Genomic DNA, 17,982 nt, shown 5'->3' with positions numbered 1-17,982 from the left:
TTTTTCGGCTCACTTCACGATGGGAGAATCATAAATTCTAAGCGTGTGAAAAAGACAAAAGTCGCCAGGTCTTAGAATGATGAATGTGAGATGTACGTTAAAATTTACAAGCTGAATGACTGTGAATTGTTTCAACTGTCGAGTATTTAACCGGAGTGCTCTTGTTGAATAGTGAATATTGCTATAGTGTACTAGTTAGCTAGTTCAATGATATTTTGTGTGAGTAGTATGACACAGCAAACCTCTTCTCAGCCTCGTGAGCATTTTGGCTCTCGTCTCGGATTCATCTTAGCAGCCGCAGGTGCCGCAGTTGGCCTTGGCAATATTTGGGGCTTTCCAACCCAAGCTGCCAGTAATGGCGGCGGTGCTTTCCTGTTGGTTTATTTGGTGATGATTCTTATCGTCGCATTTCCTATGCTGGTGGTTGAAATGGCGATTGGTCGTCATGGTCAAGCCAACCCGGTAGATAGTATGCGTTCGCTTACCAATCATCCGGTAGGTAAAAAGCTCGGCGGTATTGTGGGCTGGATAGGTTTAAGCGTACCAAGCGCTGTTTTAGCGTTTTACTCTATTGTCGGTGGTTGGTTGATCTGCTTTTTACTGGGTGCAATCACAGATCTAATGGGGTTAGAAGCTGCAACTCAATGGCTAAAGGGCTTTAGCGTTGAACGTAACTTGTTCGGAACCATTACTTTTTATGTGCTAACGATTCTCATCGTACAAGGTGGCGTAAAACAAGGTATTGAGAAGTGGTCCACACGTTTGATGCCAGCATTGTTTGTTCTGTTTGCCCTGCTGTTTGCTTACATCATGACGCAAAACGGTGCGATGGAAGGGCTAAAGCATTACTTGGTACCGGATTTCGAAAAGGTATGGGACCGCAAGTTGATTCTTGCTGCAATGGGACAGGGCTTCTTCTCGCTTACGATCGGTGGCTGTTCAATGCTGATTTATGGCTCTTACTTGAGTAAGAAAGAGAACCTACCAAAGATGGCGATGAACGTGACCATGGTAGATACTGCCGTTGCTTTCATTGCAGGGTTAGTGGTGATGCCAGCGATGTTTGTTGCGATGCAAAAAGGCGTTCAAATCTATGCTGAAGATGGCTCTCTATTAAGCTCTGATACGTTGGTATTTACCGTATTGCCATTGATGTTTGATAGCTTAGGTTTGCTTGGTCAATTGTTCTCTATTGTGTTCTTTTTATTGCTGACGATTGCGGCGCTAACGTCTTCCATTTCAATGTTAGAGTGTCCAGTGGCGTTAGTGAGTGAGCGTTTCAACACCAAGCGTAGCGCAACGAGCTGGGTTTTAGGTGGTCTCATCGCCTTGTTCAGTGTGGTGATTGTTTATAACTTTGGCGCTCTGTTTGGTATGGTCGCGACGGTTGCTACTCAGTATCTACAACCAACCGCTGCGCTCTTATTCTGCTTATTTGGTGGTTGGGTATGGAATCGCAACTCAAAAATCAAAGAGCTTGAGCAAGGTTGCCCGGAGTTTACGCAAGGTTGGTTTGGTAAGTTATGGCCTGCGTATGTGAAGTTTGTATGTCCAATTCTTGTGGCTACGGTCATCTGGGCTTCTTTCGGCTAACCGAAACGTCTATTGGACAAAAGAAAAGGGCTTGATGATCACTCATCAAGCCCTTTTTCATGTTGATTATTCCCCGTTTCAGTTACTCGCGGTGATTGCTGCGGGTTAACGGAATTGTCCTGCTTCTGGAAGAAAGTCAAAACCAGCAGAAGCCAGTTTTGCTTCTAGTGCTGTGCGATCAATATCGAAGAAAGCTACCAGTTTATCTAAGTCACCACCGAAGTCGTCGCGTAGCTTCATATTTACAATGCTCATGAGCATGACAGGATCCATGGATTCAAAGTTCGCTAGATTCATTACTTATCCTCAAAATCTGAAATCAGTAGGTTTGCCGCAGCAAATGCCGCTTTTTCACGCACTTCTTTAGGCAGAGACTCATCCGCCGCAACATCGTTCAGCGCTTTAACAGCACATGAAATTGCCTGAGGAATGTAAGCTTGATCGCCACTACCAATTTGAGCATAAAGCTCACGAACCAGTTCACAACAGCCGTATACTTGCATGTTTTCTTTCCACTAAATGATAACTTATCTCAATATACACACAGCAGATTTGAAACTCAAAGTGCAGAGTTGTTTTGGCTCAAGTTGAGGAGTTGCTTGAGCGAGATTTAATCACTGCATTTGTACTTCTAACTGCTGAGTAACTTCTGGTGAAAGCTGAAGCTGTTTTGCCAGTTCTTGCAAATACGCTTTTTCCATGAAATTTTGCTCATCAGCAACAATCAAAGACGCGAGATAAATTTCTGACGCTTGTTGAGGAGAGGTCGCCTGATTAGCAATTTCAGCAGGATCGAGCGGTTTGTTTAGTTCTTGCTGAACGAGTTGACGTACGTGCTCATCTGCGCCCATATCCGCGAGGGCTTGCTCGATGCGGGCCATTTCCTCTTCATCGACATGGCCATCGGCTTTTGCGGCTCCAATCATTGCTTTTAAAATTAGTACACTGTGTTTGCTGTCATCGGGGTCAAAGGTCTCATGAACACCTTGACCGGACTGTTTGGCTTGCCAGTCGTTATAAACTTTGTAGGCTAATGCTCCAAGCGCAGCAGCGCCACCGACTTTTAATGCGCCCGAGCCTATTTTCTTGGTCATTTTTTTACTTTTCTTCGAGCCCATCAGCATACCGATAAGGCCTCCGCCAACGGCACCTGCTCCTAGCATTTTTAGGCTACTTGAGTTTGATGAGGATTTGATGTTGTTAGTTTGTTTACCTAACGCATCAGCCCCTTGCTTGAGTAAGTCTGATTTGAGTGCTTGGTTTAGAAGACTTTTTAAATCCATAACTGACCTCCTTTAGATGATGAAATCAGTTTAATAGCAAGAAGCTGAACCAAAGATTAACAAAGTGAATAGATCTAAAGGGGAGTAGTAAGGTTGCCCAGTAATAAAAAGGGTTGACCGAAGCCAACCCTTTTTAACTATTTGAAACTACTTCAAATGCGAACTCGTCTAGTGCTTACTTTAGTTGAGCTTTTACGTGCTCAACAATGTCAGTCATTGCGACTGCTGTTTTCTCACCAGTAGCACGGTTCTTGTATTCGAAGTTGCCTTCTTTCATTGAGCGGTCACCGATAATAATGGTATGCGGTACACCAATAAGCTCCATGTCAGAGAACATTACGCCTGGGCGTTCTTTACGGTCGTCAAATAGCACTTCGATGCCCATTGCCGTTAGCTCAGCGTACAATTTCTCAGCGGCTTCTTTCACTTCTTCTGACTTGTGCATGTTCATTGGAACGATCGCAACCTGGAATGGTGCGATTGCATCTGGCCAGATGATGCCGTATTTGTCATGGTTTTGCTCAATAGCAGCCGCTACGACGCGAGTGATACCGATGCCGTAACAGCCCATTTCTAGGATGACGTTCTTACCATCAGGACCAAGTACACCACAGTTCATCGCTGCGGAGTAAGCGTTGCCAAGTTGGAAGATATGGCCAACTTCGATACCACGCTTAAGCTGGATAGTGCCTTTACCACATGGGCTTGGATCGCCTTCAACCACGTTGCGTAGGTCTTCAACTTGACCAAGCTCTGCGTCACGACCCCAGTTAATGCCGAAGTAGTGTTTGCCATCGATGTTCGCACCCGCACCGAAATCACTCATTACCGCTACGCTGCGGTCAACGATGAACGGCAGTTTAAGACCAACAGGGCCTAGAGAACCAGGACCAGCACCGATAAGCTCACGAATTTCTTCTTCAGATGCCATTTCCAGTGGAGCTGCAACCTGAGGAAGGTTCTCTGCTTTCACTTCGTTCAGTTCATGATCGCCACGAATGATAAGCGCGATGATTGGTGCATCAACTTCGTCAGACGCTTTCACAAACAAAGTTTTCACTGTTTTTTCAATTGGCAGCTCGAACTGTTCAACCAATTCAGCGATTGTTTTTGCGTTTGGCGTATCTACCAACGTCATTTCTTGCGTTGGTGCAGCTGCTTCAGAGGCTGGAGCTAGTGCTTCTGCTTTTTCGATGTTTGCCGCGTAATCTGACTCGGTAGAGAATGCGATGATGTCTTCGCCACTTTCAGCCAGTACGTGGAACTCTTGAGAGCCGCTACCACCGATAGCACCGCTATCTGCTAGTACAGGACGGTAATCCAGACCCATGCGATCGAATGCTTTGCAGTAAGCATCGTGCATTGCGTCGTATGACTTTTGTAGGCCGTCTTTATCAATGTCAAAGCTGTACGCATCCATCATTGAGAATTCACGTGAACGCATTACACCGAAGCGTGGACGACGTTCGTCACGGAATTTGGTTTGGATTTGGTACAGGTTTAGCGGAAGCTGTTTGTAAGAGCTCACTTCATTGCGAACAAGGCTAGTGATCACTTCTTCAGCGGTTGGGCTAAGTACAAACGGACGAACATGACGGTCAGTAAAGCGAAGTAGCTCAGGACCCATCTTTTCGCTGCGGCCTGTCTCTTCCCATAGTTCAAACGGCTGAACAACGGGCATCAAAGTTTCGACTGCACCTGCATTGTCGATTTCTTGACGAACGATGTTTTCGACTTTACGCAGTACACGTAGACCAGTAGGTAGCCAGGTGTATAGACCTGAAGCCAGCTTACGGATCATACCTGCACGTAGCATGAGCTGGTGGCTCACTACTTCTGCGTCGTTTGGAGTCTCCTTCAGAGTAGAAAGAAGATAATTACTGGTACGCATTAAATTTATCCGTTTATTTAAGTTAGATACTCAAGCTTGAATAAGCTGGAGTATAGGAGTTCCCGAAAGGGAAATTTATTAGCCGCCTATAATATCAGCCAATTGCGTTTGTCAAAAGCTTTCAATAGCGGTAACCGTTATTAAGTTGCTTGTTGCTGTGAACTTTACGTTCAAGTCGAACAAATTTACCGCATATTCTTTGTCGTCCGGCTTGTTTTTCTTGTATGCAGGACGAGGATCTTGGGCCAGAACTTGTTCAATGACTGATCTTACATAGTCAGTATCGGATCGATTTTCTATCGTTGCTAATGCTTGAGCAGAAAAGTTGACTTGTGACTTTTCTGGTTCTTGGTCTGCGTATCCGCCTTGTGCTTCTGGAATAGAGTCCGAATAGGGGATATAGGGCTTAATGTCCACAATCGGTGTGCCATCCACGAGATCAACACTGCCTAGATCAAGATAGATTTGATCGCCTTGCTTAGTGACTCCTTTCACTTCAACGGCTGACATTCCGATTCCGTTTGGGCGGAAAGTCGAGCGTGAGGCAAAGACACCTATTCGTTCATTGCCGCCCAGTCGTGGTGGACGGACGGTTGGCTTCCAACCTGCTTCCAGATTTTGATCAAACAAAAATAACAGCCAAACGTGAGAGAACTGTTCTAGCCCACGCACTGCTTCAGGGCTATTCGCTGCGCCTAACAGTTTTACGCGTGCTTTCGCTGTTGGTACTAAGCGAGGCTGGCGCGGTACTGCAAACTTTTCTTTGTACGGTGTCTCAATGACGCCGATGGGTTCAATGGAATACATGGTGGACATCTTTAAGAATTCATTGAGATGAAAAGTATCACAAATTTCTCTTGCTTTTCTTGTTGATAATGATTATTAATTAAAATGTTATAACATAACATTTCGATTGAGAGGAAAAGTATTATGAAACCAGGAATCCACCCTGAATATCGTCCAGTGGTGTTCCACGACACCAGCGTAGATGAATACTTCGTTGTTGGTTCTACGTTGAAAACAGAGAGAACCATCGAATGGAAAGATGGCAAAACCTACCCTTACTTTACGTTAGATGTGTCGTCAGCATCCCATCCGTACTACACCGGTAAACAGCGAGTGGTTCAAACAGAAGGTCGTATTGCGAACTTCAACCGTCGTTTTGGTCAATTTAAGAGCGAAAAGGAATAAATCATGAAGGTAGTAAAATCATTAAAAAGTGCAAAAAGTCGTCATCCGGATTGCCAGGTCGTAAAACGAAGAGGGCGTCTATATGTCATTTGTAAGGCGAATCCGAGGTTTAAAGCAGTGCAGAAGTAATCGTTCTACATATTTCTGGCTTATGGTTTTGTTTAATTGATAATTTTGACTTAGCTGTTTTACATGGATGAAATATCTACACTTTTGTTTATTATTGGTTATAAAACTCTCTAATGGTCACAGTTTGTAACATTTAGGGCTTTTCTTTAACCTTCTACTCAAGTACCCTTCGCTCGCTTTTTTGACATTTTTGTCACATTTGCACAGGAATAAAAACAAGGAGGGAACAGATGAGTTCATCTGATTCAATTAAACAAAACTCGCCTAAGAAGCCGCTGTTTACGCGCTTTTTGGATACTGTCGAATATTTGGGGAACTTATTACCTCACCCGATCACACTATTTGCCATTTTCTGTTTAGCCATTCTGGTGATGTCGGGCATTGCAGGATACTTCGAAGTTTCCGTTGTAGACCCTCGTCCTGAGGGCGCAAAAGGTCGTGCCGCAGATGGCATGATTCATGTCGTCAGCTTACTTAACGCTGATGGACTCGAACTTATCGTTACCAATTTAGTGAAAAACTTTGTTGGCTTTGCGCCTTTAGGCACGGTTTTGGTTGCGATGTTGGGTGTTGCTATTGCCGAGTACTCTGGTTTGCTATCTGCAGCTATGCGTGGCTTGGTCATGGGCGCATCTCAACGCATGGTAACAGTGACTGTTGTTTTCGCTGGTATCATTTCAAATACGGCATCAGAGCTGGGGTATGTGGTACTTATTCCACTGGCAGCAATGCTGTTCCATTCTCTAGGTCGTCACCCACTTGCAGGCCTTGCTGCGGCATTCGCTGGTGTATCTGGTGGTTATTCAGCAAACCTACTTATCGGTACGGTTGACCCGCTACTGTCAGGTATTACTGAAACAGCAGCGCAAATGATTGACCCAACTTACACTGTTGGTCCAGAAGTTAACTGGTACTTCATGTTTGTTTCGACGTTCTTCATTGCAATCACTGGTGCGTTTGTTACTGAAAAAATTGTTGAGCCAAAGCTTGGCAAATACAGTGAAGAAGAAGCCTCAGAAGATTTGTCGAACGACAAAATGGGCGGCTTAACAGACATTGAGAAGAAAGGTCTAAAACTAGCAGGTGTTGCTGTACTGGTTGTTTCCGCGTTGCTTGCTTGGACGGTTGTTCCAGCTGACGGCATCTTACGTTCTGATGCAGGTACAATTGCAGGTTCTCCATTCCTGAAAAGTATCGTGGCATTCATCTTTGTGTTCTTTGCTATCCCAGGCTTTGTGTTTGGTAAAGTTGTTGGCACGATGAAGACGGATCGCGATGTAATTGATGCAATGGCGAAATCGATGTCTTCTATGGGCATGTACATTGTATTAGTTTTCTTTGCTGCTCAGTTCGTTGCTTTCTTTAAATGGACTAACTTCGGTCAGGTATTCGCAGTTGCTGGCGCTAGCTTCTTGCAAGAAATTGGCTTAACTGGCCCAATGTTGTTCTTTGCCTTCATCCTCATGTGTGGCTTTATCAACCTAATGATTGGTTCGGCATCGGCACAGTGGGCAGTGACGGCACCGATTTTTGTTCCTATGTTGATGCTTGTTGGTTATGCACCGGAAACGATTCAGGCTGCTTACCGAATTGGTGACTCGACGACAAACATTATTACTCCAATGATGAGCTACTTTGGTTTGATTCTTGCCGTAGCAACTCGTTACATGAAGAACTTAGGTATCGGTACGCTGATCGCGACCATGCTACCTTACTCAATCTGCTTCATTGTAGGTTGGAGTGTGCTGTTCTACCTATGGGTATTCGTATTTGGTTTACCAGTAGGCCCTGGCGCAGCAACATACTACACACCGTAAAAAACGGTTACCTCACACAGCTCCATTACAAAAGCCTGCGAACGTCGCAGGCTTTTTTATCGATCCAGATTGTGTGCAAGCAGGTTTGCTTGGTTATCGATGTCGTTTTATAGCTGAAAACGCATCAACAAAGGGCGATAAAAGTGCTGAGTGAGCCAGCACAAGCTTTTCCAAATTACGCGTTTGTACCAAGGTAAGTGCGCAATATAAACATAGCTAAATTCAATTTCTGGCTGGGCTTTTCGGTTGCGTTTAAAAGCTGGAGCCCCTGAGCTCATATTAAAGCGACGCTGGCATATCATTGCATGGCGGATGGTATAAGCAGATATTCTTCTATACAGCGCAAAACTCTTCGGCTTATTGGTATCGTAGCCAAAAATTGGGCAAGTCATGTCGTTATCAATTTCTACTATGCCTAACGTAGCCAGCATCTCTCCTTGATAAAACAGTCCCACTAAATGCACTAAGTTATTCTGGCTAGCCTGTTTTAAATATTGGGTTGAAAACTGGATGTTATTCCGGCTGTATTTATCAAGGTAAAGCATGTCATATAACACTTTGGCGCACTGAAACTCTTCATCAGTAGCCAGAGGCTTAAACTGCCAATCTTTATCATTAAACAGCTTGAAGTCTTTTGTTAAATCTCGGTTGAAGCTGAATGCTTGCCAATCCTCAAGTAAATACACTTGTCGTGTTACCAAGCTTTGCCATTGTTGCTGTTCTAATCGCTGAATTAAGTGTGAGTACTGAAGTTGGTTGAGGGAGCGAAGCACCAAGGGAAAGGTGGGGTATTGATCGAGTGCCACGCGACGCAGTTCATCAAGGTTTAAGGATTCCCATTGTTCGCTATACATATTGGTGGACAAGCACTGATTGTTGAGCGTTTGGACTTGATTCAATCCAGCCAATGATAAGATTGGTTTAGTCATATTAATAAGTAGCTTACATATCCATCGTACAGCCACATTTTGGACTTTGTGAAGCTCTTCTTCGGCGTAGCCACTAAGCAGTGTCATAGGGGACACGGCATAACAGTTGTTTGGTATTTTTGGTGTTACGGAGTAGGGAATGGCAACATCATCGATATAGTAGCAACCAAAGCTTGCTGTGCATTCATCAATAGGATTCGACTGCATAAGAGTGATAAAGGTTTGATGCCATTCTTGAGAGGAAAGTGTCATGATCGCAACGCTTCTCCATTCCACTCAATATCAACGGTAGAAGCGGCGCTCCATTTTGCCTTGTTCTGCCTAGCTAACCGGAGTAATTCAAACACACTCCGGATTTGGCTCCCGACCGGTAAGTTATGCTGTTGCATAACATTCACTCCAGACCACCAATCTTGCCAAGTTCGGGCCTTGAACAGGGATAACCCACCTTCAGCGATGAGTGTTATTGGCCCTAAATGATGCAATCGCTGTTTGGAAGGACTGGTAAACTCCATATTAGGAAGCAGTTGATTGCATCGAGACGAGAGTAGGTGCAAACCACTGGTGGCTCTTGGGTTACATTCAATCACGTAGAGTTCATTTTGTGATTTGATGAAGTCAAACGACACTTGCCCATGATAAGTATGACGTTTACCAAAAGCGGCGATAAATGTATCTAGTCGTCCGCATGAGAGCGGCTGAAAAGCACTGGCGGCCGAGCCGTTTACACAGTATTTCGGCACATAAGCTTGGTGTGCTTTAAGGTCACCATGTTCAAAAATCGCATAGTTACACACCGGAGTCCCATGGATTTTTTGTTGCTGAACCCAAGGGAAAAGGGGTGATATCGTGGCGGCAGAAATAGACTGAGTTGTCACATCTCTTATTACTTGCCCGCCAAACCGAGAGTAAACTGGCTTTAGAACGGTTCTCTTATTAATTTCAATCTCACTTTTATCAGCGACCAAACGAGTTTTTGGAAGTGTAATTTCTGGCAAGCCTTTAAGTTGTTCAAAGACGGTCAACTTGTTGTGTAGGGCATTGAGCAGCGCCACATCGGGAAGAAAAAAATCTACTTCTGGACATTGTTTGGCAACATGAGCCAAGTAATACACTTCTTCACAAGTGGGTATCACCATATCAATACGCATCTGAGTAATGATTTTTAGGATCTGCTGTTGATAGGTGGGAAACGCAAATCGAGGTGAAGCGGTGGGTATATAAGACTCGATGCCTCGCAAAAATGATCCCAGAGGCTTTTTTAGCGAATCGGTGAGAATTACTTCATGGCCATGATGCATACACATGGTTGCCCACTCTAGTGCAACTGGTGCTCGGGCTCCGGTGATTAAGACCCGCATATGTTCACCACACGTCGTTGTTTATTCATTGGCGTCCAAATAGGCGCAGGGCGGTAACTAAATCTGACAGGATCAAGCCGTAATTGGTCAAACAACTTTATCAAGGCTTGATGTATAACCCTATGGTGGTGAACATCCGCTTCAATTTGAATGGTTTGTGACCCTGTTTGGGTGATTCGGTAATCCACGCGACCTTGGGCAGATAGTGTTATAGCGCGGTAGATGAGATCTGGTAACACCGTCACTGGGACGTGGTTTGAGTTTAGCGTGAGGCGATCACCACATCGTCCGGCAATTGCGCCAAGAGGTTCAAATACGCCATTATCCTGTTTATTCTCAATAATATCGTCGAGCTGATAACGAATAATTGGCTGAGTTTTACGACGAAAATCGGTAATGATTGGGCTGTAATGAGTACGTTCGGTATTCAGCCAATGTTTTTCGATGTAAACAACATCTTGATTCCAGCGCATTTGTCCATGCTGATCAGTACATGCAAGAAAACCTTCAGTACATTGATAGACTTCATGGAGTTCGCTGTCGAACCGTTGAGAAATATAGTGACGGTCACTCTCGGTTAGAACCTCTGCCCCAGAAATGATCCGCTGTGGTTGAATTGCGGGTTGACCAAATTGACCGCTGAACTGGGCGCAGAGCTGAAGAGCTTGCGCACTACCAACCAAAAGCGTGGGTTGGAACTCATCCAGCTCTTTTATCCATTCTTGGTAAGGTTTGGTTAAATCGGCATAAAAGAATGTGACAGGCCCTTTCGCGACGGATTTATACAGTGGGCTGTTGGCTCGCAAGGCTAGTGCAATTCGGTGCTTTTGCCATAGGTTGGGCAAAAGGCGAGCCAATATATTGCCGGCCCACAGTTGTGTTTCCTGCTTGTCAGCAAGAAACAGCCCGCGCATGCCTGATGTGCCCGAAGAAAGCCCAACCGTAACATCACCAACTTTCGAAGCGGCAAAGTTGCGTGACTGCTCTGCTTTGAGTGCCTGCTGCATTAACTGTTCAGCATCTAAGCCCTTCGTATTTAACTCTGAAAGGTTCTCCATCATGGTTTGCTTATTCATGATAGGGAAATCACTGAGTGGTGCACCTTGAAAAGAGCGGTAATACGGTGAATGACGGCATACCCAATCCAAGTGTTGCGTTAAGTGTTGTTGCTGCCACGCTTCGACTTGTTCCCTTGAGCCGAAAGGGCGGTAGCGGGTTCGCCAGAATTCTGAGATAAGCGTTCTCACTTCATCCATCCTTCTTTGATTAGCTGCTGGATAGTTTCCTGACAGTGTGAAGGTACGAAGCGAACAACGTGGTGGGTTCGTTGGTAGCAACTTCTCAACTCGGAGAGGGTGTTTTTATAGGCTTTTGTGTCATCGCAAAGCATATTCGCCAGCCAATGCTGATCGATATTTTCACTCAAGCTCTCGATTAACCAGCATGCATCGGCGAGTAAGAACAGCCAACTTTGGTCTCTTTTAACCAGCAAGCCCACTTGGCCAGCTGCATGGCCTGGCAAGCTAACCATATAAATAAGTCCATCGTCGAACATGTCTTTACAGAGCAAGTTAACCCCTTGGCACTGAGGAAGAATTTGGCTGATTGGCACAGAAAAATCACCATGAATGATGAAGTTAGATTCTAGTTGTGGAGGGAGCAGAGCTTTTAGGTAGCCTTTTCTTACGCCTCCAATTCGACCACTTTTAGTAATCGCATCTACCCCTTTTTGTTGGCAATGCAATTGAGAGTGAGAAAACTCAGACACGGCGGCAATGTGATCAGCGTGGAAGTGGGAGAGCACTAAATGCTCAATATCATGAGGTTTGAGATTTTCTTTTGCTAACTGCGCAACAATCCCATGTTCTTGTTGATAGCGGCAAGGTGTTGTCCAAGCATAAAAACGTTCAGGGAAGGGACGAGTCGCGCTAAAAAAGTGCTCGTGATATCCCGTATCAAACAGGATGTTGCCTTGTGTTGGGTGCTGAATTAACGCAACGGCTGCCGGAAATGCTCTAGGCTTGATACCAGAGCCTGGTTTGACAACAAAGCCTGGGTGTACGCAGTGTCCAGCCTCAAAGATTTTTATTTTTAGACCAGTTTGCATACTGCTGTATTCCTTCTTGAATTGAAAAAAGCGGTTGGTAATTCAGGTTTTTTATCGCCTTGCTGATATCCAGAGTTTGATGATAGTTAAACAATCCTGCGCTGTATGAAGTGAGCCTTGGCTCTGGCTGATGTGGTAAGCGCCTTCGTATTTGCTCACTGAGCTTTAATAATGGTGATATCACACCGTATGGTAATGATTGTAACGTTACTTTTAGGTTCAACCCCACACATAAAGCTTGTAGAACAGTCTCAATTGGCATTGGTTCGTTGTTGGAAATATTGAAGACATCACCATGCTGAAGCTGGTCTGCCTGAGTGCAAGCGAGCATCGCCGCATGGGCAACGTTGTCGACATAAGTTAGATCAACCACTGGGTTTCTACCCGATGGCAGAAGCAGAGTGTTGTTTTTTATCGCCTTAAGCACTCTTGGGATAATCGCGCGATCGTTGGGGCCAAAAATGCCACGCGGTCTTAAAATGATCGCTTTGCTTTGGCCTTTTATGGCTTCAAGTTCAGATAGGTATTTGGTGTGTGCGTAATCATTACACCAGTGTGAAGCAATGGCGTCGGTTTCTCTAATATTCCAACGGTCTTGATGGTCAAAATAGACGCTGGTGGAGGAAATATGGATAAAGCGCGAGATTTGATGCGAATTAGCCGCACTGACGAGGTTTTTGGTGGCATCTACATTGGCTTGATAAAACGCTTCCCACTTGCCCCATGGGCTTGAGAGAGCGGCACAATGGATGACTGCATCCATGCCGTGGCATACCGCATGAACAGCAGAGTGGTCTCTCAAATCGACTAAATGTGGGATAACATCGAATTGCTCAGCGAGTTGTTTAGCGATGACTGAATTTCGCGCTGTAAAATGCAGCTCATGTTGCTGGTGAAACATTCTTAGAATTGCGCTACCCAACATCCCACTGCCACCAGTGACTAATATCTTCATAGTTTTAGCACTCCCATCCCTAGTGACAACCCTGCGGCGGTGCCAGCTAATAACACATGTTTTCCTGCTGTTTCTGGCTGATTACGCAGCCAGTGTAAGTTAATTGGGAGTGAGGCGGCGACTTGGTTTCCCAAAGTCGAAAAGTGATTAACTGTTTTCTCGGTTGGTAACCCGGTGAGTGATGGCAGTTTTTTTAATCCGTGCGCACTGGCTTGATGCGGAAGAAAATAATCAATATCGCTGAGTGTTACCGGAGAGGAGTCAAAGCCTTTTTTTAGAAACGCCGGTAAGGTTTTACGCACATGTTTAAACAGTGCTTTGCCCTCCATCTCAAACTGGCAGCTTTTTAAATAGGCTTGATGCTCTGAGGTGTGAGGGTTGACGTGACTACCTCCGCCCTTAATTTGACAAAATGAATACCCGGTATGATGCGTTTCAAAGTGACTGGTGAGCAATCCATCACCGTTTTGTTCTTCGAGCAAAAATGCGGCGGCACCGTCTGCGAATAGGGTTGCAACTTCTGGTTTGAGCGTAAAATTTCGATTCAGTGTGATGCCAGTGGCGAGCTCACTGGTAACAATGAGAATCCGACGGTATCGTTTTGCGAAGAATAGACTCTGAGCAAGATCAAGCGCAGAAAGAAATGATAAACAGGTGCTGTTCAAATCAAAACTTTCTAGCCATGTTGGAGCGTCTAACGCGGCGAGAACCGCTGAGGCGTCGTAGGGCAGAGACTGGTGGTGAGTGCCGCTGGCGTAGATAAGGAGATCAATGGAGCCCAAGGTATATATGTTTCCTAAACACTGCTCTATCGCCTGCACCGCCATGTAAATAGCGGTCTCTTTTGTATTGGCTACATGACGATATTCAACGTCGAATTTATTTCGGCAGGTCCCAGGCGCCAATTTTAGGAAGCGATCCATCTCTCGATCTGACCATTGATTCGTTGGCAGGTAGCTTCCACTGGAAACGATGTTAAAGCCCATTATTCTCTATACATTTATTAAAAACGTCGTTCAAAATAAACCACGTTGCATATTGAAGCTATGGCGAGCGAGATGAAAAATAAACAGAACAAAACAAATGGGAGTAAGAGCACGCTTTGGGTGCAATACTGAAAATGAATTTTCAGTAATGAGCCAGGCTTTGATTTGCTGGCTCAATATGAATAGAGTGAGTATTACTTCTTAAATTTAGCCAAAATACGATCTAAATGGTTCGCAAATTCGCGGCGATCGGTTTGGGAAAGCGCAGCGGGTCCACCTGTCTGAATTCCGCTTGAGCGCATGGTTTCCATGAAGTCGCGGATATTTAGACGAGCTTTGATAGTATCTTTTGTATAAAGCTCGCCACGTGAACTGAGGGCTTGAGCGCCTTTAGAGATGACCTCATCTGCAAGCGGAATGTCTGATGTGATCACCAAATCGTTGGCCTCCACACGCTTGACGATTTCGTTGTCAGCGATGTCAAATCCAGCTGGAACTTGCAGCGAGTGGATGTTGTCTCTTTTGGGCACCGGGACAACGTGGTTGGCGACAAACGTACATTCAATCCCCGTGCGTTCGGCGGCACGCACAATGGTTTCGCGGATGACTTTCGGACACGCGTCTGCATCTACCCATAACTTCATGATGACTTCTCACTTAGCTTGGCTTCTAGCTCTTCAATGCGAGCGACTAGTTTTTTCACCGTGCTTTCTAGCGCTGCAAGACGATCATTATCGGTATGCGCTTGCGCTGCGACTTCAACCTTGGGAACACGCTGAGCGCTTTTCCAACTTTTTATTGCGGTGATTAATGCAGGCATTGGGACGGGCGTTTTCAAGCGTGCTTTCACTAACGCTACGGTTGGTTCTTTTCCTTGTTGTTGCAGTTGTTCCATTACCGCTTCTAATTCTTTAGTAACGTCTTGAGTTAACATTTTTAATCCTTAACAACGATATATCTATCATCATACGTTGAGTCCCCTAATTTGGCGAATAGCAATTTGGAATGTGCGGTGTGAGAGATCTCTTACATGGGTTGTGAGAGAAAACGATTTCGTGAGCGGAAAAATAGAAATTACAAACATCAAGTTATTGATAAATAATGATTTAACAACTATTTAACCAATGTGGCGTATAAATATTTATCTAGTATAGATTGTCAATTTTTAGGAAAGGCGTAAATTGAGAGTTGTCAGCAGGAAGCAGACATGGAACAGGAAAGCACCAAGGATTTGGTTATCGTCAGGAAGACGATTTGGTTGGTCAGGATGATTAATCAAGCATGGAGCGTAGGACATTGTAAGGACACTATCATCAATAGGATGTTGATGACTAAGGATAGACAATGGACCCCTCTAGGATAGAGGTTATGGACAGCGTCAGGAAGATGCAAGGGACACCGCTCAAGGAACAAGTGATGTGTGCTAACGGGGAATGTTAGCTATCAGGATGATAAGGACACCGCTAGGACGGCGACGTAAGGAATAAGCTGACGGAATCAGCCACTATTATGGATGATGCATGGAGCACTTTTAGTAGCCGGACTGCTGCGAGTAAGACCATGACCCCGATACTTATGTGTCGGGGTCTTTCTTATATAAAAAGATACCTAGTCGTTCTCGTTGAATTAAGCACCTCGAGGTGACGTGGGTATATCAATATCACAAAATTTATAAATTCCTAATAACACTTAATAAAAAACAATCCAGATCAATATCCTTTCCAATCAGTTGGTTTAACTTTCGGCTTCTCTACAAGGTGTTATGCCCCGCAGCTATTGAGCATATTCAAGCTCATCGAGTTTGTGATCTGCGGATAAATAAAGTTTGTTGTAATCAAGGAACAGATGTGGCCATAGTAACCAGAAGAATGCTTCTTCTACCCTACAATGAGTCGTTGCAACTAGAGTTCGTCATGCTGAATTGCTGTGCGAAAAACCGTGCTGAAATGAACGGTCCGTATACTGTCGCGTCTGCCAAACAGATGTTTGAGAAAATACTGGATGATGAAAATATTTATAGTATGGCGGTGCTAGAAAGCACCAGTCGTGACTATATGGGGCACGTGTTCATTTCCCATCTCGATTCCGAGCCTGAGTTAGGGTTTATTTTTGATAAATCTTATTGGGGTAAAGGGTTAGCGACAGAAGCTCTAAAAGCGTTTTTCCCAAAGGCGTGCCGTGAGCTGGGGCTACATAAGGTGAAAGCTAATGTGAATAGCAACCATCAAGCTTCTATGGCGGTGCTGAAAAAACTGGGATTTGTTGAAACAAAAGAAAGTAAGGATCTATATGGCCCTTACTTTGAAATGGAATTTACAAGCGATGCGGTGGTAGGTGAAAGTTCTGCGGCCTGAAACCGACCATGGTTAACTCCCCTTGGTAGCAATCGTCACCAAGAGATGAAAACTCAAATTGATACACCGTATGCCAACGCCAGACTCCGTCTGGCGTTTTTAGTTTATGGGCACCAAAGGCGATGCTGATTAATTGGAGATCCAATTGCTCACATTTACGCGTGATTGCCACTTTTGCGAGTTCGGCTTGACGACGTTGTTGCCAAAACAGATAACAGAAAAAGCATAGCCCTAAAATTGCTAAAAGATCACCAATCATCCCTGAACCTTTATTATCCCTTTGTTGCTTGTTGTAAGCTTACTAGCGCGTTTGCTAGTTCTTCAGATGGATTTGAATGTAGCAAGGGCAATAGCACCATTCTTAACTCTGGTAGCATCACTAAATCGGCAAATAACTGATTAAATAGGGCTTGATTACCGGTTTGAGCTAAACGCAGCAAAAACTGTTCTGCTACCTTTTCATTGGCTAGTAAGTGCCAAGCTCGGCCAGCCACGCCAATCAGTACTTCCTGATGGCTTAAACGAGGGCTTTGTAAAATCGCTTCTAACACTGGCGAGGCAATGGCTGTTGGTGCGCCAGCCAAAGCTCGGATAAGCGCTGAAAGTAGGAAGAGATCCGGTTCGCTACTTGCGATTTCTTGTTGTGCTTTGTCGGCGATACGCTCAGCTAAACGCTCTTGTAACTCTACATGCTCAAGCGCACCCAACAGAGCATAAAGTGGTTCATTCGGTAGGTGGTTCAATGCTTTGCGTATCATTACCCCGTTTTGCTCTTTGTCCAAACGAGCGGCCATGTCGGTGATTCCTTGCAGACCTACGGTTTGCCAATTATCCCAGCCTAAGCCACCTGAAAAGTAATGCTGAGTGTGCTCATAATATTGGCTGGTAGGAAGATCGAGATTCGCGCGGACCTGGCTATGGAACACGGCCATTTTGTCTTCGGAAGGTTTGAACGTATATGGGTTATTAGACAGCTTTTGCTGTTGCTCTTCAGTGATATCATCATTGAGGCGTGTTCCCATGGCTTCCACTACGTATTTAATGAAATTGCCGATATCCGCTTGCTTTAACAAACCGCGCTCGTCCAATTCAAACTTTAGAAACCAAATCCAAGGTTGCTTTTGTTCATTCCAATAAGCGATGGCAAGGTGTGCTTTACGCTGCATTGGAAATGGATACGGTGCTTGACCTTTTTCTACATCGGCAAACTCTTTCTTAGCGATGGTTTTGATACGACGACCAAGATCGAAGATTTGATAATCACAGCGGCTGTTGTTCAACAGTTGAGTGAGGGTTTGAATGTTTTCCATTAAATACGACGTCCTAACGTTCTTTTCACAAGAAATGGTATCATTCTCGGCTAATTCAAGGTTCGAGATAGAATTA

The 17,982-nt window shown here is 44.8% G+C and carries 20 protein-coding genes; 5 read left to right on the top strand and 15 right to left on the bottom strand.

Features of this window, described 5'->3' with window-relative positions; translation table 11 throughout:
* The first annotated feature begins 228 nt into the window (after window positions 1-228).
* Window positions 229-1,593 carry a sodium-dependent transporter gene (locus R2S67_RS09875; RefSeq protein ID WP_012841489.1) on the top strand — a complete coding sequence of 455 codons (1,365 nt, stop codon included), beginning with the start codon at window positions 229-231 and terminating at the stop codon, window positions 1,591-1,593.
* A gap of 105 nt (window positions 1,594-1,698) precedes the next feature.
* On the opposite strand, the gene R2S67_RS09870 is transcribed toward R2S67_RS09875, so the two are convergent.
* From R2S67_RS09870 to tsaA, 5 genes are all read right to left on the bottom strand, one after another.
* Complete coding sequence (locus tag R2S67_RS09870; RefSeq protein ID WP_012841490.1) at window positions 1,699-1,890, bottom strand: DUF4250 domain-containing protein; 192 nt, start codon at window positions 1,888-1,890, stop codon at window positions 1,699-1,701.
* The gene (locus R2S67_RS09865) at window positions 1,890-2,096 is read right to left on the bottom strand and encodes a YaeP family protein (RefSeq protein ID WP_005391765.1); all 207 of its coding nucleotides are present in this window, start codon (window positions 2,094-2,096) and stop codon (window positions 1,890-1,892) included. Before R2S67_RS09865 ends, R2S67_RS09870 begins: the two co-directional genes overlap by 1 nt.
* 111 nt (window positions 2,097-2,207) lie before the next feature.
* A complete protein-coding gene (locus tag R2S67_RS09860) occupies window positions 2,208-2,876 on the bottom strand; it encodes a tellurite resistance TerB family protein (RefSeq protein WP_104974882.1) in 669 nt (222 codons plus the stop codon).
* Window positions 2,877-3,051: 175 nt separating this feature from the next.
* The gene (locus R2S67_RS09855) at window positions 3,052-4,767 is read right to left on the bottom strand and encodes a proline--tRNA ligase (RefSeq protein WP_104974883.1); all 1,716 of its coding nucleotides are present in this window, start codon (window positions 4,765-4,767) and stop codon (window positions 3,052-3,054) included.
* Window positions 4,768-4,878: 111 nt separating this feature from the next.
* Window positions 4,879-5,574: a tRNA (N6-threonylcarbamoyladenosine(37)-N6)-methyltransferase TrmO gene (gene tsaA / locus R2S67_RS09850; protein ID WP_109169598.1), complete on the bottom strand. Its 696-nt coding sequence runs from the start codon at window positions 5,572-5,574 to the stop codon at window positions 4,879-4,881.
* Between the two features lie 123 nt (window positions 5,575-5,697).
* Here tsaA and R2S67_RS09845 point away from each other — a divergent pair, with 123 nt between their 5' ends.
* From R2S67_RS09845 to R2S67_RS09835, 3 genes are all read left to right on the top strand, one after another.
* Window positions 5,698-5,958 (top strand): type B 50S ribosomal protein L31, encoded by a 261-nt coding sequence (locus tag R2S67_RS09845; RefSeq protein WP_012841491.1) that lies wholly within the window; start codon window positions 5,698-5,700, stop codon window positions 5,956-5,958.
* A gap of 3 nt (window positions 5,959-5,961) precedes the next feature.
* Window positions 5,962-6,087: a type B 50S ribosomal protein L36 gene (gene ykgO, locus R2S67_RS09840; protein WP_074191703.1), complete on the top strand. Its 126-nt coding sequence runs from the start codon at window positions 5,962-5,964 to the stop codon at window positions 6,085-6,087.
* Window positions 6,088-6,317: 230 nt separating this feature from the next.
* On the top strand, window positions 6,318-7,904 hold the full coding sequence (locus R2S67_RS09835; protein WP_006742541.1) for an AbgT family transporter: 1,587 nt from the start codon (window positions 6,318-6,320) through the stop codon (window positions 7,902-7,904).
* A gap of 107 nt (window positions 7,905-8,011) precedes the next feature.
* Here the strand turns inward: R2S67_RS09835 and R2S67_RS09830 are convergent, their stop codons facing one another.
* The 8 genes from R2S67_RS09830 to R2S67_RS09795 all read right to left on the bottom strand — a co-directional run bounded on the left by R2S67_RS09830 (window position 8,012) and on the right by R2S67_RS09795 (window position 15,176).
* Window positions 8,012-9,085 (bottom strand): hypothetical protein, encoded by a 1,074-nt coding sequence (locus R2S67_RS09830; protein WP_182019941.1) that lies wholly within the window; start codon window positions 9,083-9,085, stop codon window positions 8,012-8,014.
* On the bottom strand, window positions 9,082-10,194 hold the full coding sequence (locus tag R2S67_RS09825; protein WP_317343536.1) for an ATP-grasp domain-containing protein: 1,113 nt from the start codon (window positions 10,192-10,194) through the stop codon (window positions 9,082-9,084). Before R2S67_RS09825 ends, R2S67_RS09830 begins: the two co-directional genes overlap by 4 nt.
* The gene (locus R2S67_RS09820) at window positions 10,182-11,450 is read right to left on the bottom strand and encodes a F390 synthetase-related protein (protein WP_317343535.1); all 1,269 of its coding nucleotides are present in this window, start codon (window positions 11,448-11,450) and stop codon (window positions 10,182-10,184) included. The genes R2S67_RS09825 and R2S67_RS09820 overlap by 13 nt, the downstream gene beginning before the upstream one ends.
* Window positions 11,438-12,301, bottom strand: coding sequence for an MBL fold metallo-hydrolase (locus tag R2S67_RS09815; protein WP_012841494.1), 864 nt, complete (start codon window positions 12,299-12,301; stop codon window positions 11,438-11,440). The genes R2S67_RS09820 and R2S67_RS09815 overlap by 13 nt, the downstream gene beginning before the upstream one ends.
* Complete coding sequence (locus R2S67_RS09810) at window positions 12,270-13,256, bottom strand: NAD(P)-dependent oxidoreductase (RefSeq protein ID WP_317343532.1); 987 nt, start codon at window positions 13,254-13,256, stop codon at window positions 12,270-12,272. The genes R2S67_RS09815 and R2S67_RS09810 overlap by 32 nt, the downstream gene beginning before the upstream one ends.
* On the bottom strand, window positions 13,253-14,242 hold the full coding sequence (locus R2S67_RS09805) for a ketoacyl-ACP synthase III (protein ID WP_317343531.1): 990 nt from the start codon (window positions 14,240-14,242) through the stop codon (window positions 13,253-13,255). The genes R2S67_RS09810 and R2S67_RS09805 overlap by 4 nt, the downstream gene beginning before the upstream one ends.
* Window positions 14,243-14,436: 194 nt before the next feature.
* Complete coding sequence (locus tag R2S67_RS09800; protein ID WP_005380310.1) at window positions 14,437-14,886, bottom strand: YaiI/YqxD family protein; 450 nt, start codon at window positions 14,884-14,886, stop codon at window positions 14,437-14,439.
* Window positions 14,883-15,176, bottom strand: a complete 294-nt coding sequence (locus tag R2S67_RS09795) for a hypothetical protein (RefSeq protein ID WP_012841496.1) — start codon at window positions 15,174-15,176, stop codon at window positions 14,883-14,885. Before R2S67_RS09795 ends, R2S67_RS09800 begins: the two co-directional genes overlap by 4 nt.
* Window positions 15,177-16,110: 934 nt before the next feature.
* On the opposite strand from R2S67_RS09795, the gene R2S67_RS09790 reads away from it, so the two are divergent.
* The gene (locus R2S67_RS09790; protein ID WP_080936742.1) at window positions 16,111-16,596 is read left to right on the top strand and encodes a GNAT family N-acetyltransferase; all 486 of its coding nucleotides are present in this window, start codon (window positions 16,111-16,113) and stop codon (window positions 16,594-16,596) included.
* Here the strand turns inward: R2S67_RS09790 and R2S67_RS09785 are convergent.
* Window positions 16,556-16,855, bottom strand: coding sequence for a DUF3301 domain-containing protein (locus tag R2S67_RS09785; protein WP_012841498.1), 300 nt, complete (start codon window positions 16,853-16,855; stop codon window positions 16,556-16,558). The two genes, R2S67_RS09790 and R2S67_RS09785, sit on opposite strands and share 41 nt — an antisense overlap.
* Window positions 16,856-16,868: 13 nt before the next feature.
* Complete coding sequence (locus R2S67_RS09780; RefSeq protein ID WP_109169607.1) at window positions 16,869-17,906, bottom strand: DUF3549 family protein; 1,038 nt, start codon at window positions 17,904-17,906, stop codon at window positions 16,869-16,871.
* Window positions 17,907-17,982 lie beyond the last annotated feature (76 nt).

Source organism: Vibrio sp. T13N (genome assembly GCF_032970445.1).
GTDB lineage: Bacteria > Pseudomonadota > Gammaproteobacteria > Enterobacterales > Vibrionaceae > Vibrio > Vibrio diabolicus.
The sequence above is the reverse complement of the archived record's forward strand: the minus strand, read 5'-3'. Positions and strand labels throughout refer to the sequence as shown.

Bases quoted from the DNA above. Each gene is read 5' to 3' on its own strand.
- R2S67_RS09800 (WP_005380310.1), bottom strand. From the start codon at position 14,886: ATGAAGTTATGGGTAGATGCAGACGCGTGTCCGAAAGTCATCCGCGAA.
- R2S67_RS09875 (WP_012841489.1), top strand. From the start codon at position 229: ATGACACAGCAAACCTCTTCTCAGCCTCGTGAGCATTTTGGCTCTCGT.
- R2S67_RS09815 (WP_012841494.1), bottom strand. From the start codon at position 12,301: ATGCAAACTGGTCTAAAAATAAAAATCTTTGAGGCTGGACACTGCGTA.
- R2S67_RS09855 (WP_104974883.1), bottom strand. From the start codon at position 4,767: ATGCGTACCAGTAATTATCTTCTTTCTACTCTGAAGGAGACTCCAAAC.
- R2S67_RS09805 (WP_317343531.1), bottom strand. From the start codon at position 14,242: ATGGGCTTTAACATCGTTTCCAGTGGAAGCTACCTGCCAACGAATCAA.
- R2S67_RS09830 (WP_182019941.1), bottom strand. From the start codon at position 9,085: ATGACACTTTCCTCTCAAGAATGGCATCAAACCTTTATCACTCTTATG.
- R2S67_RS09865 (WP_005391765.1), bottom strand. From the start codon at position 2,096: ATGCAAGTATACGGCTGTTGTGAACTGGTTCGTGAGCTTTATGCTCAA.
- tsaA (WP_109169598.1), bottom strand. From the start codon at position 5,574: ATGTATTCCATTGAACCCATCGGCGTCATTGAGACACCGTACAAAGAA.
- R2S67_RS09870 (WP_012841490.1), bottom strand. From the start codon at position 1,890: ATGAATCTAGCGAACTTTGAATCCATGGATCCTGTCATGCTCATGAGC.
- R2S67_RS09825 (WP_317343536.1), bottom strand. From the start codon at position 10,194: ATGCGGGTCTTAATCACCGGAGCCCGAGCACCAGTTGCACTAGAGTGG.
- R2S67_RS09790 (WP_080936742.1), top strand. From the start codon at position 16,111: ATGCTTCTTCTACCCTACAATGAGTCGTTGCAACTAGAGTTCGTCATG.
- R2S67_RS09845 (WP_012841491.1), top strand. From the start codon at position 5,698: ATGAAACCAGGAATCCACCCTGAATATCGTCCAGTGGTGTTCCACGAC.
- R2S67_RS09810 (WP_317343532.1), bottom strand. From the start codon at position 13,256: ATGAAGATATTAGTCACTGGTGGCAGTGGGATGTTGGGTAGCGCAATT.
- ykgO (WP_074191703.1), top strand. From the start codon at position 5,962: ATGAAGGTAGTAAAATCATTAAAAAGTGCAAAAAGTCGTCATCCGGAT.
- R2S67_RS09785 (WP_012841498.1), bottom strand. From the start codon at position 16,855: ATGATTGGTGATCTTTTAGCAATTTTAGGGCTATGCTTTTTCTGTTAT.
- R2S67_RS09780 (WP_109169607.1), bottom strand. From the start codon at position 17,906: ATGGAAAACATTCAAACCCTCACTCAACTGTTGAACAACAGCCGCTGT.
- R2S67_RS09795 (WP_012841496.1), bottom strand. From the start codon at position 15,176: ATGTTAACTCAAGACGTTACTAAAGAATTAGAAGCGGTAATGGAACAA.
- R2S67_RS09860 (WP_104974882.1), bottom strand. From the start codon at position 2,876: ATGGATTTAAAAAGTCTTCTAAACCAAGCACTCAAATCAGACTTACTC.
- R2S67_RS09820 (WP_317343535.1), bottom strand. From the start codon at position 11,450: ATGGATGAAGTGAGAACGCTTATCTCAGAATTCTGGCGAACCCGCTAC.
- R2S67_RS09835 (WP_006742541.1), top strand. From the start codon at position 6,318: ATGAGTTCATCTGATTCAATTAAACAAAACTCGCCTAAGAAGCCGCTG.